Source organism: Paraburkholderia unamae (assembly GCF_003096875.1).
Taxonomy (GTDB): domain Bacteria; phylum Pseudomonadota; class Gammaproteobacteria; order Burkholderiales; family Burkholderiaceae; genus Paraburkholderia; species Paraburkholderia unamae.
This window is the reverse complement of the sequence record NZ_QEOB01000003.1, coordinates 309,829-325,262: the sequence shown is the minus strand read 5'-3', so window position 1 is coordinate 325,262 and position 15,434 is coordinate 309,829. Positions and strand designations below refer to the sequence as shown.

General features: G+C 63.2%; 17 protein-coding genes. 11 read left to right on the top strand and 6 right to left on the bottom strand.

Annotated elements, in window-relative coordinates; all coding sequences use genetic code 11:
* Window positions 1-7 precede the first annotated feature (7 nt).
* A complete protein-coding gene (locus C7402_RS08565; protein ID WP_116610270.1) occupies window positions 8-472 on the top strand; it encodes a hypothetical protein in 465 nt (154 codons plus the stop codon).
* Window positions 473-723: 251 nt separating this feature from the next.
* Here C7402_RS08565 and C7402_RS08560 read toward each other — a convergent pair whose 3' ends face one another.
* From C7402_RS08560 to C7402_RS08555, 3 genes are read right to left on the bottom strand one after another with little or no spacing between them, the layout of a single operon-like run.
* Window positions 724-1,836, bottom strand: coding sequence for an alkene reductase (locus C7402_RS08560; RefSeq protein ID WP_116610269.1), 1,113 nt, complete (start codon window positions 1,834-1,836; stop codon window positions 724-726).
* Between the two features lie 47 nt (window positions 1,837-1,883).
* Window positions 1,884-2,051, bottom strand: coding sequence for a hypothetical protein (locus C7402_RS46860; protein ID WP_165841827.1), 168 nt, complete (start codon window positions 2,049-2,051; stop codon window positions 1,884-1,886).
* Window positions 2,048-2,686 carry a glutathione S-transferase family protein gene (locus tag C7402_RS08555; RefSeq protein WP_116610268.1) on the bottom strand — a complete coding sequence of 213 codons (639 nt, stop codon included), beginning with the start codon at window positions 2,684-2,686 and terminating at the stop codon, window positions 2,048-2,050. Before C7402_RS08555 ends, C7402_RS46860 begins: the two co-directional genes overlap by 4 nt.
* A gap of 297 nt (window positions 2,687-2,983) precedes the next feature.
* On the opposite strand from C7402_RS08555, the gene C7402_RS08550 reads away from it, so the two are divergent.
* On the top strand, window positions 2,984-3,910 hold the full coding sequence (locus C7402_RS08550; RefSeq protein WP_116610267.1) for a LysR family transcriptional regulator: 927 nt from the start codon (window positions 2,984-2,986) through the stop codon (window positions 3,908-3,910).
* On the opposite strand, the gene C7402_RS08545 is transcribed toward C7402_RS08550, so the two are convergent.
* The 3 genes from C7402_RS08545 to C7402_RS08535 form a co-directional block, all read right to left on the bottom strand.
* On the bottom strand, window positions 3,887-4,603 hold the full coding sequence (locus C7402_RS08545) for an SDR family oxidoreductase (RefSeq protein WP_116610266.1): 717 nt from the start codon (window positions 4,601-4,603) through the stop codon (window positions 3,887-3,889). The two genes, C7402_RS08550 and C7402_RS08545, sit on opposite strands and share 24 nt — an antisense overlap.
* A gap of 73 nt (window positions 4,604-4,676) precedes the next feature.
* Window positions 4,677-5,348, bottom strand: a complete 672-nt coding sequence (locus C7402_RS08540; protein ID WP_116610265.1) for a peroxiredoxin-like family protein — start codon at window positions 5,346-5,348, stop codon at window positions 4,677-4,679.
* 40 nt (window positions 5,349-5,388) lie between these two features.
* A complete protein-coding gene (locus C7402_RS08535) occupies window positions 5,389-5,964 on the bottom strand; it encodes a carboxymuconolactone decarboxylase family protein (protein ID WP_116610264.1) in 576 nt (191 codons plus the stop codon).
* Window positions 5,965-6,640: 676 nt separating this feature from the next.
* On the opposite strand from C7402_RS08535, the gene C7402_RS08530 reads away from it, so the two are divergent.
* The 9 genes from C7402_RS08530 (at window position 6,641) to C7402_RS08495 (ending at window position 15,411) form a co-directional block, all read left to right on the top strand.
* Window positions 6,641-7,675, top strand: a complete 1,035-nt coding sequence (locus tag C7402_RS08530) for an ATP-binding protein (RefSeq protein WP_116610263.1) — start codon at window positions 6,641-6,643, stop codon at window positions 7,673-7,675.
* Window positions 7,676-7,698: 23 nt separating this feature from the next.
* On the top strand, window positions 7,699-7,923 hold the full coding sequence (locus C7402_RS46215; protein WP_133254437.1) for a hypothetical protein: 225 nt from the start codon (window positions 7,699-7,701) through the stop codon (window positions 7,921-7,923).
* Between the two features lie 122 nt (window positions 7,924-8,045).
* Window positions 8,046-8,960, top strand: a complete 915-nt coding sequence (locus C7402_RS08525; protein WP_116610262.1) for a hypothetical protein — start codon at window positions 8,046-8,048, stop codon at window positions 8,958-8,960.
* A 7-nt stretch (window positions 8,961-8,967) separates the two neighbouring features.
* Window positions 8,968-10,161 carry a vWA domain-containing protein gene (locus C7402_RS08520; protein ID WP_116610261.1) on the top strand — a complete coding sequence of 398 codons (1,194 nt, stop codon included), beginning with the start codon at window positions 8,968-8,970 and terminating at the stop codon, window positions 10,159-10,161.
* A 243-nt stretch (window positions 10,162-10,404) separates the two neighbouring features.
* Entirely contained in the window at window positions 10,405-11,451 is a 1,047-nt protein-coding gene (locus tag C7402_RS08515; protein WP_116610260.1) for a TadA family conjugal transfer-associated ATPase, read from the top strand.
* A 20-nt stretch (window positions 11,452-11,471) separates the two neighbouring features.
* Window positions 11,472-11,858 carry a conjugal transfer protein TrbC gene (locus tag C7402_RS08510; RefSeq protein ID WP_116610259.1) on the top strand — a complete coding sequence of 129 codons (387 nt, stop codon included), beginning with the start codon at window positions 11,472-11,474 and terminating at the stop codon, window positions 11,856-11,858.
* Window positions 11,845-12,177 carry a VirB3 family type IV secretion system protein gene (locus tag C7402_RS08505; RefSeq protein WP_116610258.1) on the top strand — a complete coding sequence of 111 codons (333 nt, stop codon included), beginning with the start codon at window positions 11,845-11,847 and terminating at the stop codon, window positions 12,175-12,177. Before C7402_RS08510 ends, C7402_RS08505 begins: the two co-directional genes overlap by 14 nt.
* Window positions 12,171-14,645 (top strand): VirB4 family type IV secretion system protein, encoded by a 2,475-nt coding sequence (locus C7402_RS08500; RefSeq protein ID WP_116610257.1) that lies wholly within the window; start codon window positions 12,171-12,173, stop codon window positions 14,643-14,645. The genes C7402_RS08505 and C7402_RS08500 overlap by 7 nt, the downstream gene beginning before the upstream one ends.
* A 22-nt stretch (window positions 14,646-14,667) precedes the next feature.
* Window positions 14,668-15,411, top strand: coding sequence for a type VI secretion protein (locus C7402_RS08495; RefSeq protein WP_116610256.1), 744 nt, complete (start codon window positions 14,668-14,670; stop codon window positions 15,409-15,411).
* Window positions 15,412-15,434 lie beyond the last annotated feature (23 nt).

Here is a 15,434-nt window from a genome sequence, read left to right as displayed (position 1 = left end):
GGCGGCTATGCGTTTCGATCGTGAGCCGAGACCCGAGGGGTATTGCTGGACCGCACGCAAGGAAGCGCTTTACCTGCGTCGTGGTACGCGTGAGGTGGAGAAGATTGCGCGCGACTATCCGTTGTTCGTCGATCAGTTTCGACCCCGTCCGACGCTGCCAGTTGGCGAGGAGCGCAAACGTCGGGAGCGCATGCTGCTGAAAAGCGACCAGCAATGGCGCGACCTTCAGGCGCGATTCTGGCGCCAGGCGCGCAGTGCGTACTTTGCGTGTGCGCGTGAGATGCGAGCGGCAATCCTCGCTGAGTGGAACCAGTGGCGTGGGCCTGCCAGACCGCTGTACCTCACTTATGTCGTTGAGAAACACAACGGCGTTGGCGAAGAACGCTCACGGCGGATGCGTGAGCAAGACGCAGCCATGCTCGCGCGTATCCGCGAGCGGGAGACCTCGCAGGCCGCGCTGCTGCTCGTCTGAAACCTTTAACCGACCGGCACGCAAGTGCCGGTTTTTTTTTGGTCTTCGGCTTGTGTAGTTGATTTCCGGTTGTGCGACGCGGTAGCCGCTGCATCGTGCGAGCATCGATTTCGATGGCAAAGAGCGGCCAGAAGCAGCCGCTCGACCACTTCGAACATCGGACACACAAATGGCCGCTTTGCGTCGATGATGTGCCGGTCGTCCTATCTATCATTTCCGAAGCGCGCGCCACCGAAGCCCAACTCAGTCCGTTACACCATCGCCGCTGAATCGACCGCGTAATCCGTATACCCTCGTGCGTCTCCACCGTAGAACGTCGAGCGGTCGTACGGCGCGAGCGGCCTCCCGTTGCGAAGACGGTGCGGCAGATCCGGATTGGAAATGAACATCCGGCCGAAGGCGACCATATCCGCATGGCCATCGGCAATGATCTGTTCCGCGCTATCGCCCGTGAAACCGCCGGCCGCGATAACGGTCCCCCGATAGATGCGCCTGATGTCCTTCGACGTCACGTCGCCCTCCTGCGTGGCCTGCTCGACGATGCCGCGAATGCGGGGTTCGATGACATGCAGATACGCAAGCGCATAGTCGTTGAGACGGCGCGCCACATAGCCGAATGTGGCGTGCGGATCGCTGTCCGACATCGTGCCGTACGTTCCGCTCGGCGACAGGCGCAGCGCCACACGACCCGGCCCCCACACGGCCACGACGGCATCGAGCGTATCGAACAGAAAGCGCGCGCGGTTCTCAATCGCGCCGCCGTACCGGTCCGTGCGCTGGTTCGTGCCGTCCAGCAGGAACTGCTCGAACAGGTATCCATTCGCACCGTGCAGTTCCACGCCGTCGAAACCAGCCTGTTTTGCAAGTTCGGCGCCGCGGCGGAATTGCTCGACGATCGCCGCGATCTCGTCGATCTCCAGTACGCGCGGAACGACCAGCTCCGCTTCGACGATGTTTCCGTTCCCGTCGCGGATCGCCGCATGTTCGAGCGACCGCAACGCCGACGGTGCAACGGGCGTCAGCCCGCCTGTGTTGGCAGGATGTGCCTGACGCCCTGCATGCCACATTTGGAGGAATATGCGGGCGCCCTTCGCATGCACGGCGTCGGTCATGCGTTTCCATCCGCGCATCTGTTGCTCAGTAAAAATCCCCGGTGCGTCGACGTAGGCAATACTGAGCGGCGAGACGGCGGTTGCATCGCTGATCAGCAGACCGCCGCTCGACGCGCGCTGCGTGTAGTAATCCACCATCAGATCGCCCGGGACGTGGGCAGGTTCGGTACGCATGCGCGTGAGCGGCGCGAGCACGACGCGGTGATCGAGTTCGAAAGGTCCGACACTGATCGGGCTAAAGAGTCTGTCCATATTGTTCACGTAGATGTTGATTCAAAGTTCGCAAATACTGCGCGTATCTAGACCATGCCGAAGCCCATGACGCGGGCAAGCTCCGCGCTTACCGCCGCGCCAGATAACGGCGCGGATCGCTGCATCGACGAAGGGTGGTTAATTACGATTCCCACTGCGATCGAAAGAATGGCGAACGCAATCAGCGGCCGGGATTTCGACGCGGTCTTATTCATGCCGCCTGCCTGTCTTCGACGAGCGATTCGATTCTTGCGATTGCCCGTCCGACCGCCGGGCGATTCGATACAGCGTCGTACCAGCGTTGCACGTTCGGCATGTCGTCCAGCGTCAGGTCCGGAAATGTCCGGCGCCAGATCCAGCCGAAATGGGCGATGTCAGCGATGGAGAAGTCATCGCCGGCGACGAAGGCGCGCGCGGAAAGCACCGCGTCGAGCAATCCGAGTTGACGACGCGCTTCCTGCGCGAAGCGGTCCAGCGCGTGCTCCGATGAACCGGACGGCGCGGAGCGCAGAAAATATCCCGCCTGCCCGAAGGCCGGACTGAGGCCGGACGCGTGCACAAACAGCTGCTCGAAGGTGCGCGCGCGCGTCACCGGCTCCTGCGCGAGCAGTGCACCGTGACGCTCCGCGAGATAGACCAGGATCGCCGCCGACTCGCTCAGCGTGAAGCCATGCTCACCATCGCGAAGCACCGGCACCTTTCCATTCGGATTCAAGGCGACGAAATCGGCGTGCTTCTGCTCGCCCTTCCTGACGTTCACCAAATGCAGCTCGTATTGCAGACCGAGTTCTTCGAGCGCAATCGGCACCTTGACGGAATTCGGCGTGGAAAACGCGTAGACCTGATACATGGAATTGACTCCTGAGACCGTGAATGGGATGACGTAACTTTCGGCGATTGACGTCTGCCCCGGAAGCACCGTCGCGGCGATAGATGTTATTCCGCGCAGGCATGGGCGCGCCTTGTGCCGGTCGCGCGGTGTTATAGCGGGGCTATCGCGGACTGCGGAAAAGCACGCCGCCTCCGCACTGCACTCGCTGCATCCGGCTGCTGTATAGTTGCGCGGTCGTCCGTGTGGAATGCGATATCGCTCGCGTCCCGCAACGCTGCGACGCCCTTCTTTCCTCACTCCCGAGACCCCGCCCGCATGGATCGTCTGGCCGCAATGGAAACCTTCGTCGCCGTCGTAGAGGCGGGTTCGTTCTCGGCGGCGGCGCGTCGGCTTCAGATTGGACAACCCGCCGTATCGAAGTCGATCGCTCAGCTCGAAGAGCATCTGAACGCGCGCCTCCTGTTGCGCTCGACCCGCGGCCTGACACCCACCGATGCTGGCCAGCGCTTCTACGAACACGCGTGTCTGGCGATCGAAGAAGCCGATCGCGCGGAACATTCGGTGCGTGAATCGTCGGAGGGGCTGGTCGGAAAGCTGCGTGTGGGCGCCGCCGTGACCTTCGCGCGGCTGCACGTCATCCCCGCGCTTGGCGCGTTCCTCGAGCAGCACCCGAGACTCGATGTGGAGATCGTGATGGACGATCGTCCGATCGATCTGCTCGAGGAAGGCGTCGACGTCGCGTTGCGCATGGGCCGACTCGACGACTCCGCGATGACCGCGCGTCGCGTCGCAAGCGGAAAGCGCCTGGTGGTCGGCACGAAAGCGTACTTCGCACGGCATGGCGTGCCGCAAACGCCCGCGGAACTTAGTCAGCATCGGGCGATCGTTCATGCCATGCGCAGTGGTGGAGACGCGTGGGCGTTCGGACACGCGGATGGCACCGAAGTGGCCGTCACGGTGTCGGGCCGCGTGCGGGTCAGCGCAGCCGAAGGGATGCGCGCCGCCGTCCTCGCCGATCTGGGACTGGCCGTGGCCTCGGAATGGATGTTCGCGCCGGAACTCGCGGACGGCTCCGTGCAGGCGGTGCTCACGGACTGGACGCTGCCGGGCGTCGACGTGTGGGCGGTCTTCCCTTCCGGCCGGATGGCAACGACGAAGGCGCGCGCCTTCGTCACCTTCGTCGAAAGCCTGATTGCCGGACGGCCCGACAACTTGCCTTCAGATTCCGGCCTTGCCGATTGAGGCGCCACCGTCAACGAAAAGCGTCTGCCCGGTGATGAAACCCGCGTCATCGGAAAGCAGGAACGCGATGGCTGCAGCGATCTCTTCCGGCTTGCCGAAGCGCCCCATCGGCACGCCCGACAGATAGCGCTGCTCGCCTTCGCTTCCTGGTGGATTGTTGGCGCGGAACAACTCCGTTTCGGTGGGACCCGGTGCCACCGAATTCACCGTGACGCCTGTCGTTGCGAGCTCCAGCGCCCAGGTACGGGCAAAGCTCACGAGCGCGGCTTTTGCAGCAGCGTAGGCCGTGCGTTGCGTGATGCCCAGAATGGTGAGGCTGGAGATATTGACGATGCGCCCCCAGCCACGCTCGCGCATGCCAGGCAAAAACGCCTGCACGCTCTGAATGGCCGGATGAAGATTCACCGAGAAAACTTCGTCGAGTACGTCGAGATCCACGGATTCGACACGTTGCGGCCGGACCAGGCCAACATTGTTGATGATGCCGTCGACGCGATGGCGTTGCGCCAACTCGTGTAGTGCAGCGTTGGTGGCAGCGCGATCACCGAGGTCCAGCGTGACGAGCTCGCCAGGAAACGCCGCGTGCGAACGCGCGATGCCGATGACTTGATGCCCTGCCGCGACGAGCCGTTCGCTGAGTGCAAGGCCGATGCCTTTGGTGGCGCCCGTCACCAGAAAAGTGCGCTTTGTCATGATGGTCAGTTGGGTGAAATAAAGTTAGCGAAAAGAAAAACCGCCCGAAGGCGGCGATGACCTGCGCGTTCGCTTACACCTTTGCGTTCGCGCGCTCCAGGACCGGGAACATATCGACCGGATCGGGACGATGCGTGTAATCGGGATTCACCTCCGAATACAGCACGATGCCATCCTGACCGATCACGTAGCGCGCTGGCATCGGCAACGTCCATGAAGGATCGGCGTTGAACGCGGGTAGATCGTTTTTCAGGGCCTTGTAGAGATCGACCAGATAATCGGGCAGCGCGAAGCGCAGGCCGAACGCGGCACCGACCTCGCCATTCGCGTCGCTCAACACCGGAAAGCCGAGCTTGTTATCGCGCACCGACTTGCGGCTGTTCACGGGCGTCTGCGGCGAGATGGCCACGACGCTCGCGCCGTATCCTTCAATCTGCGGGAGCACGTCGTTGATCGCCTGAAGCTCGATGTTGCAGTACGGGCACCACACGCCACGATAGAACGTGATGACGAGCGGGCCGCGACGCAGCAGCTCCGCCGACGACACGTCGTTGCCGTCCTGATCCTTGAGCGTGAAGCTGGGCGCGCGCTCGCCCGCCTTGATTGCGCGTACCGCCTGTCCGCTTGCGATCAGTTCGGCGGTGGCGCGCTCCATGATCGGGTGAATCTCGGGCGGTGCGTAGTACGGCGGCTTGCCGCCCTTGAAGTCCGCCTTGAACGCGTCGAGTTTGTCTTGCAGTGACATGTCCTTCTCCTGTGTCGGATGATCGAGCGAGAACCTGCGCTCAGGCGCTGGCCGCGACGCTCGTCTGCGGCTTGACCCACTCGTTGCCCTTCATGAAGGCGTCGTAAGGCGTATGCACGATGTGATTCGTGTAGTTGCTCATCACCTTCGTCGCCACGCCGAGGATCACTTCGAACACGTTGCGGCGCGTGTAACCGGCGGCGAGAAACGCGTCGATGTCGGCATCGGTGGCGAAGCCGCGCTCACGCACCACAACGGTCGCGAAGCGATGCAGGGCTTCGAGCTTCGCGTCGGGAAGTTCGGTTCCAGCGCGCAGGGCGTCGATCACCGCCGGGTCCATCTTGATCATCTTCGCGAGCGTGCTGTGACCAGCCATGCAGTAGTGGCAGTCGTTCTCGAAGTTCGAGGTCAGATAGACGACCTGCTGTTCGTGCGGCGTCAGCGTGCTTTTGGAAAACAGGTCCCAGAGCGCCGAGTAGCCGGCCAGCAGTTCGGGCGATTCCGCCATGAAAGACTGGAGATTGGGGACGAAGCCGAAAGCGGCTTTCGTGCCTTCGAGTAGAGGCTTCGAGTCGGCCGGTGCTGTGTCGATCGTGTAGGCGTTGAAGGTGTTCATCGTTGATTCCTCTGTGGGTTGACGGTGAACACATGATCGGGCAGGTGCCGCGCGGCCAGAAGGCAGGCGGCGGTGATAGAACTTATTCCTTCGTGGAATGGCCAGCCACGTTTGCAAGCACCAGCGACGTCGCGTTGGCTGGCGTGCGCTGTCTCACGCGATGTCCATCGGGTGAACGCCCACAATAAGCGTGTTGGCTACGCATCCGGCTATCGGTCACAACTCTCTGGGCACATTTCGTCTCACCCATCATCGCGCCACTGCAAGCCGGAATCTGTCGCTGAACTGCGCCGCCGGAATGTCCGCTTCTGTTTGATTTTCGGACTTTACTTACCTCTTGAGATCAAGGGCCGCAACGGGTCGGACTGGGCCAGATGTCCGATGGATTTCCACGGCACCGGTTTTTTGCAACGCAGCACACAAGGCGAATATCAAACGCAGAATCCGCATGCGCCGTTTTTGCGCGCACTGCGCAGTCGCGGGCGAAAGCTACCGCGAATTGGCCAGCATTACGCGTGCGGAAACGGGCCGCACGCGCCTAAACTGGCTTCCATCATCCGCGTCGCAGACGCATCGAACTGCCGCTCGCGCGGCATTGTCAATCTACCCTGTCGGGACTACGCTCCCGGCCGGGGACGTTGTTCGCACAGGGTTTTCTTCTTTCAAGGAAACTCATATGCAAGTCAACGCATCCCAGCTCAAGGCACTGCTCACCGCCTACGTACCGAAGCGCCTTCCGGTGCTGATCACGGGGCGCCCGGGCATCGGCAAGAGCGACATCGTGGAGCAGGTCTCAGACGCGCTTGAGCACGATCTGATGATCAGTCATCCCGTCGTCGAAGACCCGACCGATTCAAAGGGGCTGCCTTTCGCGGCGGCCGACGGCCAGTCCGCACGCTTCCTGCCTTTTGGCGATCTAGAGCGTGCATTGCAGCCGCGCAAGCGCCCGCTCATCTGGTTCCTGGACGATCTCGGGCAGGCTTCGCCGGCCGTCCAGGCCGCCAAGATGCAGCTGCTGCTCGCTCGCCGCATCGGTGAGCACAGGCTACCCGATAACGTCACGTTCCTCGCGGCCACGAACCGCCGCAACGACAACGCGGGCGTGAGCGGCATTCTCGATCCGTTGATCTCGCGCTTTGCCACCGTGGTGGAGCTTGCGGCGACGATCGAGGAGTGGACTGCATGGGCCGTCGCCAACGACGTCGCGCCGGAACTCATCGCCTTCCTGCGCTTTCGCCCGGGATTGCTGTCCGTCCAGAAAACGTCGCGCGACATCGAGGCAACGCCAAGCCCGCGCAGCTGGGGCTTCGTCGCCAAAACGATGGGAGTCGTACCGAAGGATCTGGAACTGATCTCGTACGCGGGATCGGTCGGTGAGGGGGCTGCGGGCGAGTTGATGGGGTTTATCCAGATCTATCGCCAGTTGCCTTCACCTGACCTGATTCTTGCCGCGCCCGACGCTGCGCCAATTCCCGATGCACCGGCGGCACTCTATGCGATCAGCGCGGCGCTTGCGATGTACGCGAAGGAAAGCAATTTCGCTCGCGTGCTGACCTACACCAACCGGTTGATCGATGCCGGTCTCGGCGAGTTTGCCGCGCTCCTTGTGACTGATGCGGTGCGCAAGACGCCAGCGCTAGCCAGCACCCACGACTTCATTCGCGAATGCACGGGCAGCGACAGCCGGATCGGCAAGCTGATTCACGGCTAACCGTACACGCTCAGGAGACCGCCGTGTTCTACAACGAGCGTCGCGCCCAGTTCCATCATCTCGTGTACGTGACGTATGAGTTGAGCGAATCTCAATTGCTTGCCGTCGTCCGCGCGAAGGATGCCTTTTCGGTCCGGTATCGCGCAGCGGCGCTGCGCCATCTGCATCGTCTTGCCCCGCTGGATGTCACCCAGGGGCGGCCTTTCGCGGAAGCACGACGGCTAGTGCGGCGTCACCACGACGTCTAAAGGCTGCTTCTGCACCTCGCTTCACCACCATTCTCCGCTGTTCCGGGCCGCGTTCTGCACGCGAGCGCGTCGCTGTTCCTTTCCCGCTTGATCCCATTTCATACTTTTTCTGGAGTCTCTCCATGAACATCACCGATATTCAATCGCGCGTCATGCTTTGCTCGGTCACCATTTCGTCGTGGGTCGCACGGCGCTTCGATCTCAAGGTCACCGAGGAGGTCGAGAGCCGCCACGACACCAAGGGCATTGGTCGTTTCAACAAGCGTCTGCTGCCCGAGAACGCCTTCAGCTTCAAGGAGGTCGTGTCGCTCGGCGGCCGCATTCGGCGCTACTTCTACGACCATACGCTGGAGTACAACCAGCTCTCCGTGCGTCTGCTGCCGACCGACATCTACATGGAGTTCTCGGCGCAGATGCGCAAAATGAAGGACGAGTTCGATCTCGCCGTTCAGGTCTTCCTCACCGACTACCTGGACCTCAAGGAACAGGCCCGTCAGGAGATGAACGGCCTGTTTAATGAGGCGGACTATCCGACGCTCGCGCAGCTTGGCGAGAAGTTTGGCGTGCGCATGGGGGTGTTGCCATTCCCGGACGCCAGCCAGTTCGGCGTGGATCTGCCCGACGACGTGCTCACGAGCCTTCGCTCGGAGATCGACCAGCACGTGCTGCGCTCGATCGAGCACGCAAACCAGGACATCGTTCGCCGTCTCTACGATGCCGTCTCCGCGATGGCCAACCGGCTGTACGCGGCGGGCGGCGTGCGCATCGACGTGGCCGACAATGTGCGCGAGCTGTGCAGGCTGTTGCCGAAGCTGAATTTCAGCAACGATCCGCAGCTTAACCACATCCTCGAACAGGCCAGGCGTCACCTCGCCGTGCACAACGGCGTTGACCTGAAGGAATCCGAAGTGCTTCGTTCCCAGGTGGCTGCCAAGGCGACCGAGATCGAGGAGCTGATGGAAGCCTTCATGGGCGGCAAGCCGCAGAGCGCGACGCCCAGGTCCGGCCAGGCGCTGCAACTGCGTATCGCGGCGTGAGGTGAGCATGGATCCCCGTATCTCGAAACAGCGTTCGGCGCTCGTGCTGGACCAGCCGTTCTTTGGTGCGCTGGCGCTGCGTCTGAATGTCCTTGAGGATCCGGCATGCAGGACGTTCTGGGTGGACGGGCAGACGCTGGGTTACAACCCGGCCTATCTCGACACCCTGAGCGATCTGGAGTGCCGCGGTGTGCTTGCGCACGAGATCCTGCACGTCGCCAACGGTCACTGCTTCCGGCAGGGCCCGCGCGACACTGACCGATGGAACGAGGCCTGCGACTACGCCATCAACCCGATCGTGAAGCAGGCGGGCATGGTTCTGCCCAAGGGCTCCCTCGACGACGCGCGCTTTCATGGCAAGTCGGCCGAGGAGATTTACGCGGTCCTCACGCAGGAGGCGAAGCAGAAGGAAAAGGAGAAGTCTGGCGGCAAACCGGGCGCGCAAGCTCCGGGTGGCCAGCAGGCACCCGCGAACGGCGCGAACACACCGTCAGCGGCTCCGCAACCCGATGCGCCGCCATCCTGCGGCGAGGTCCGCCCCTATCCGGGGCCGGACAAATCCGTGAAGGAAGTGGAATGGAAGGTCGCCACGCTTCAGGCCGCGAAAGCGGCGAAGATGCGCGGCAGGCTTCCCGGCGCCATGGAGTCGATGGTGGAAACCACGGCCGGGCCTTCTGTGGACTGGCGGGCGGTCCTGCTGCGCTTTGCGCAGCAGGTCACCCACGACGACTACAGCTTCGCGATGCCCAACCGGCGCTACCTCCATCTCGGGTTCTACCTGCCGTCGCTTCATTCGCCGGCGGTCGGTGACGCGGTGTTTGTCCGCGACAGCAGCGGTTCGGTTTTCGATGAGACGCAGGCGCAGTTTGCGGCCGAGGTCATCAACGTGGCCGAAGCCGTGCGCCCGGCACGCCTGATCGTGATGGACTGCGATACGCGCGTGACGCAGATGCAGGTGTTCGAGCGGGGAGACCCGATTGAGCTTGCACCGGTGAAAGGCGGTGGCGGTACGGCGTTTTCCGATCCGTTCCGCCGGCTCGAAGAAGAGGGTATCCACCCGGCATTCCTCGTCTACCTGACCGATATGGAAGGACGCTTCCCCGACATCGCGCCGCCGTACCCGGTCCTCTGGGCATCAACGACGCCGCTTCGCCGCGCACGACAGGCGCCGTTTGGCGAAACCGTCGAGGTGATTGTCTGATCGCCCGTTTCATGACACCCGCCCGGCTCATTTGAGCCGGGCTTTTTTTTGCCCGCGCGCGGCGGCGCGGTTTCGGAAAGCTCATGAAAAAGTGCAGCTTTCCGGATTTTCCCGCGCGGACATCCGCGAAATTGTGCGCGGCACATCTGCGCCGCGCAGCGACCGCCGCACGCTCGGAAAGCCCCCGGATATCGCTGCGCTTTTGCTGCGCCGGGCCTGTGGCGTGACCGGAACAATACAGGCATGTCCGATCCCGCCGACAACCCCATTCTCCGCTTCAACCGTCTCGAAGAGAGTGCGGTGAAGATGTTCTTCGCGTCGCTCACGCCGTTGAAGGCGTATCTCGACGCCCCCGACGTCGCCGAAGTCATGGTGAACAACCCGCGCGAGGTGTGGATCGAGCGGCGCGGCGCACTCGCGCGCGTCGAACTGGAACTCAATCCGTCGATGCTGTCGGGCGCGATCTATTCGCTTGCCGCATCGGTCGAGAAGTCCGCAACGGCAGGCACCTCGCAAGGCATCCTGAACGCGGGGCACGGCAACCTGCGTATCGCAGCCGTCATGCGGCCCACCGCCATTGACGGCGATGCGTTGAGCATCCGCAAGCACCGCGACAAGAATTTGGATCTTGCCGACTACGTGCGAATGGGCGCCTTCTCCAGCATGCACGCCCGCCAGGACGACGAGCACAGCTTTTTCCCGCCGGGCGTCCAGGACGACGAACTGCGCCTGGCGCTGCGAGAAATCGTTCGCGCACGCAAGAACATCCTCGTTGCGGGCGGCACCTCGTCGGGCAAGACCACGCTGCTCAACGCCATCAGCGGCGAGATCCCGGATACGGACCGGGTCATCACCATCGAGGACACGATGGAGCTCAAGCTTTCGGTGCCCAACCGTCTGCGCCTGCTCTCGAATGCCGACACGGGCGTGACCACGCAGATGCTCGTCGCGCTGTGCCTGCGTTTCCGGCCCGACCGGATCATCGTCGGTGAGGTGCGCGGCGGCGAGGCCTACGACTTCATCCAGGCACTGAACACGGGCCACGACGGCGGGTTGGGCTCCGTGCACTCCAGCACGGCGCGCGGTGGCCTGCGTCGGGTCGAGAGTCTCGCGATGCTGGGCGTGCCCTCGGGCACGCGCTGGGACATCGCTGACCTGCGCGAAAACATCGCGGGCTGCATCAACTACGTGGTGCACATGCGGCGCACGGGGGAGCTGCGCCACGTCTCCGAAATCCTCGAGGTGCGGGGTGCCGACAACGGGGATTACCTGCTCAAACGCGTTTTCTAAACCACTGGAGTGGACCATTCATGACGAAGTACCTTTCTTCCCTTTTCCGGCGTGCCGCATGCCATGCACGCCAGACGTGCTCGAAGCTCTTTGGCCGTCGCGAGTTGCGCACGACGCTGATCGCGGCTGCGCTCAGCGCGATCGCACCCATGGCGTCCGCGACCTCGACGGACCTCTCCGACCTCGGGCCGGCGACTGACGCCATCTGCCTGATCTCGAACTACGTGAGTGGTCCGTGGCTCTTCTGCATCGGCCTCATCGTCGCGATCCTGGGCTTTATCGCCGTGGCCAGCTCCGAGGGCACGCTTGTGAAGTGCCTCTCGGGCGTGTTCATGGGCATCGGTCTGGCCGCCTGTGCGATACCGCTGCTCAAGAACCACTTCAAGATCAGCTATGTCTGCACGTGAGCGCAGCAAGGTCAGCCGATCGCTGTCGCTGCCGCGCCAGATCGGAGGGGCGGACAGGCTGCTCGCGATGGGCAACGGGTTCGTTACCGTCTTGCTGTGCTACGCGTGCAGCATGGACCCGGTCAGTTGCGCCTGCTTCATCGCGCTCGGTGCGGCCATTCACTTCTTTCTCCGCTGGATGAGTTCGCGCGATCCGTGGTGGCGGCTCGTGATGCTCGTCTACAACCGGTATCCGGACGTGCATGAACCCACGCCCGCGCACCGGGTGTCGGCGCGATTTCAGCGGCCCTATGGATTCGATCAGGATCTGTCATGCTGAAACCCAGGCTGAACAAGCTCGCGCGCCGGCCCGTCCACGAGATCGCGCCGTGGGCGACGATGGTGACGCCCCAGCTCGTGCTCGACAAGGACGGCTCGCTGCTCACGAGCTTCACGTTCGAGGGCATCGACGCCGACACGCCGAATTCGGGCGACATTTCGGCCGCGCGCAGCAACCTCGACAACGCGTGCAAGAATTTCGACCACCGGGTGAGTGCATGGTGGCGGCTCTCGCACCGGCGCATCAAGGCCGACATCGGCGGCGAGTTTGCCTCGCCACTGGACGAACGGGTGGATGCGATCAATCGCGCGCAGGTGTCGAGCGGTCGGTTCTTCCGCAACTCGCATTCGCTCTCGCTCGCCTTCACACCCGAGACCGGCATCAACCGGTTCTTCGACAAGGTCGCATACCACACGAAGGTGGGCGGCAAGCCGGTGCCGCTCGCGCTCCTTGAGGCCGTGCGCGACCAGATCTTCACGCGCAATGCGTTCGCCTTCGACATCGACCAGTTGACGGCCGACATCCGGCGCTTCGAGGGCGTGCTCGACGCGTTTCGCGGCGGCGTCTCGCGTCTGCGCATGAAGCGTCTGGAGCTACAGGACGCGCTTGCGCATCTGCACCAGAGCGCCAATCCATCTGTTCCGCCGCGGCGCGTGCGTTATCCGGTCACGATGCTCGACACGCATCTGACCGAATCGTTTGTGACGTACGGGGCCGAACACCTGATGTTCGAGTCGGCGCACGGCAAGCGCTTTGCCAAGGTGATCGCGGTCAAGGAGTGGCTCGGGTTCCAGGAAGCCGCGCTCGACGTCCTGTGCGCGGTCGATGCGGAGCTTGACGTGTGCGTGATGTTCCGCTTCCTCAGCACGAGCCGCGCGGAGCAGTACATCAAGTCGATCCGCAAGTTCTACAAGGCGGCCGCTTTCAATCCGTGGGCGCTGATCAAGCAATATCTCACGAAGGAGCAGCAAGGCAACGACAAGGGCCGCGAGAAGCTGGCCGACGAGGCGGACCATGCGCTTTCGCGCCTGACCGCCGACGGCCAGCAGTACGGTTTCGCCAACATCTCGGTGCTCGTGTACGGCGACACCATGGAAGAGTGCGACCAGGCGACCACGGACGTGGTCGGCCGCCTGAGCAATGCCGGGTTTGGTCTCGTGCTCGAAAAGGACAACCTGCCGGCCGCGTGGGCGAGCACGCTGCCGGGGCGCTGGGATCAGCAAAAGCGTCTCCAGTTCGTGGAGACGCCAGCCGTGTCCGATATCGCGCCGCTGCGCAGCGTCGAGGAGGGGCCGACCGTGAACGACTGGCTCACCCAGCAGTCGGGCAAGGAGACCGGCCCGCTCACGATCCTGCCCACGCGCCACAAGACGCTCCAGCGTGTGAGCCTGCACCATCCGGGCGGGCGCTCCCACCTGCTCGTGGTGGGCCCGACCGGCTCCGGCAAGACGATCCTGCTGAACTTCCTGCTGTCGCAGACGGGGCGGCACGGCGCGCGGCGCGTGCGTTTCGACAAGGAGCGCTCGACGCGCGTGCCGACGGTGCTCGGCGGCGGCCATTTCATCGACGTGACCGGGCGCTACCAGGCCGCCACCCCGGTCAACCCGTTGTCGCTGCTCGCCGATCCGCGCCACTACGAGTACGTCTCAACATGGGTGCAGATGGCGATCGAGGACGACAGCTTCCAGTGCTCGCCAACGCAGGCGCGAGAGATTTTCACGAAGGTCCAGATGCTGGCGACCGGGTACGGGCCGGAGTTCTGGACGCTGTCGTATCTGACCACGCTGCTTTCGGCCGAACTGCGCGAGCGCTTGCGTATCTGGACGAAGGGCGAGAAGAACGGGAAATTCTTCGATCACGTGGAGGACGCCTTCTCGTTGTCCGACGACGTGTCGATCGAGTGCGGCGACCTCTTCCAGCACCACCCGGAAGCGGCCGCGCTCTTCATGGACTACGCGTTCTACCGCATCACGCAATGGCTCGACGGCCGGCGCTACACCGTGATCGAGGTCGAGGAATGCGGCTTCTTCTTCCTGTACCCGCGCTTCTATGCGCGCCTCGAAATCTGGGCCGTCACCATCCGGCGCCTGAACGCGACGCTCGCGATGGCCACGCAGACGCTCAAGCAGCTTGAGCGCGTGCCGAACTTCGAGATCCTCAAGGAACAGATACCCAACATCGTGTACCTCGCCAATCCGGACGCCAACAAGAATCCGAAGCTTTACTGCGATGTGTTCGGCCTCACGCAGGGGCAGGTGCAGATGATTTCCGACGCGGTGCCCAACCGCGACTACCTGTGGGTGACGCCCACGCACACGCGGATGCTCCAGGTGAGCTTTGACAAGGAAACGCTCGCGGCGCTGCGTGCAGACGGCCGTGCCCAGAACATCCTCGACAAGCACTTCGAGTCCGGCGACGCGAACTGGCGCGACAACTACATGCGCGAAATGATCGCGCTGCCCGACTGATTTTTTTCCAGGAGCCATCCTCATGAGAAAGCATCTGCTGCGCGCGGCGCTCGCTGCCGGTCTCGCGATTGGCGCATGCCAGTCCGCCCTTGCCTTCACGGTGTTCGACCCGACGAACTTCGTCAAGAACACCATCACGGCCGCGGAGGCCGTCAAGGGCGAGATCTACCAGGACACGAATATCGTCTACCAGTACCAGATGATGGCCAACCAGCTGCTACAGGCGACAAACCTGAATCCGGTGGCGATGAAGGCCGCCTACGACGAGATTACGGGCGACATCAGCAAGGCCAGGTCGCTCACCACGACGCTCACGAGCCTTTACGGCAGCCTCAAGCAGGGCAGCGAGTACATCACGCACGTGCAGAACCTCATCTCGACCTCGGGCAAGTCGCCCACGCAGTGGCTCTCCGACATGAACGCGCTGCTCAAGCAGAACGACAGCACGGCGAAGAATCTCTTCCAGATGGGCAACGACGTCATGCAGCACACGCAGGACCTTGCGCAGCGTCGGGCGGATCTCCAGAGCCAGCTTTCGCTGTCGCCCACGCAGCAGGCCACCGCCGAGCTGACCACACATTACCTCGATATCGTGACGAGCCAGAACGCGGACCTGCTCAACATGATGGCCTCGAAGACCCAGGCCGACGCGCAGAAGCAGGCGGCAGACAACATCTCGGCGGAAGATCGCGCATCGGCGGCGCAGAGCTTCACGGCGAAGCAGGACGCCGAGCGCGCCGCGCTCGACGCGCTGCCCAGGGAGTGAGGGGCGTGATGCCAGTGATGCGA

What these genes read in the sequence shown, in the direction of transcription:
- C7402_RS46860 (WP_165841827.1), bottom strand. Translation starts at nt 2,051, where the DNA reads ATGAATAAGACCGCGTCGAAATCCCGGCCGCTGATTGCGTTCGCCATT.
- C7402_RS08495 (WP_116610256.1), top strand. Translation starts at nt 14,668, where the DNA reads ATGAGAAAGCATCTGCTGCGCGCGGCGCTCGCTGCCGGTCTCGCGATT.
- C7402_RS08510 (WP_116610259.1), top strand. Translation starts at nt 11,472, where the DNA reads ATGACGAAGTACCTTTCTTCCCTTTTCCGGCGTGCCGCATGCCATGCA.
- C7402_RS08535 (WP_116610264.1), bottom strand. Translation starts at nt 5,964, where the DNA reads ATGAACACCTTCAACGCCTACACGATCGACACAGCACCGGCCGACTCG.
- C7402_RS08515 (WP_116610260.1), top strand. Translation starts at nt 10,405, where the DNA reads ATGTCCGATCCCGCCGACAACCCCATTCTCCGCTTCAACCGTCTCGAA.
- C7402_RS08505 (WP_116610258.1), top strand. Translation starts at nt 11,845, where the DNA reads ATGTCTGCACGTGAGCGCAGCAAGGTCAGCCGATCGCTGTCGCTGCCG.
- C7402_RS08555 (WP_116610268.1), bottom strand. Translation starts at nt 2,686, where the DNA reads ATGTATCAGGTCTACGCGTTTTCCACGCCGAATTCCGTCAAGGTGCCG.
- C7402_RS08525 (WP_116610262.1), top strand. Translation starts at nt 8,046, where the DNA reads ATGAACATCACCGATATTCAATCGCGCGTCATGCTTTGCTCGGTCACC.
- C7402_RS08500 (WP_116610257.1), top strand. Translation starts at nt 12,171, where the DNA reads ATGCTGAAACCCAGGCTGAACAAGCTCGCGCGCCGGCCCGTCCACGAG.
- C7402_RS08545 (WP_116610266.1), bottom strand. Translation starts at nt 4,603, where the DNA reads ATGACAAAGCGCACTTTTCTGGTGACGGGCGCCACCAAAGGCATCGGC.
- C7402_RS08540 (WP_116610265.1), bottom strand. Translation starts at nt 5,348, where the DNA reads ATGTCACTGCAAGACAAACTCGACGCGTTCAAGGCGGACTTCAAGGGC.
- C7402_RS08530 (WP_116610263.1), top strand. Translation starts at nt 6,641, where the DNA reads ATGCAAGTCAACGCATCCCAGCTCAAGGCACTGCTCACCGCCTACGTA.
- C7402_RS08520 (WP_116610261.1), top strand. Translation starts at nt 8,968, where the DNA reads ATGGATCCCCGTATCTCGAAACAGCGTTCGGCGCTCGTGCTGGACCAG.
- C7402_RS08550 (WP_116610267.1), top strand. Translation starts at nt 2,984, where the DNA reads ATGGATCGTCTGGCCGCAATGGAAACCTTCGTCGCCGTCGTAGAGGCG.
- C7402_RS08560 (WP_116610269.1), bottom strand. Translation starts at nt 1,836, where the DNA reads ATGGACAGACTCTTTAGCCCGATCAGTGTCGGACCTTTCGAACTCGAT.
- C7402_RS08565 (WP_116610270.1), top strand. Translation starts at nt 8, where the DNA reads ATGCGTTTCGATCGTGAGCCGAGACCCGAGGGGTATTGCTGGACCGCA.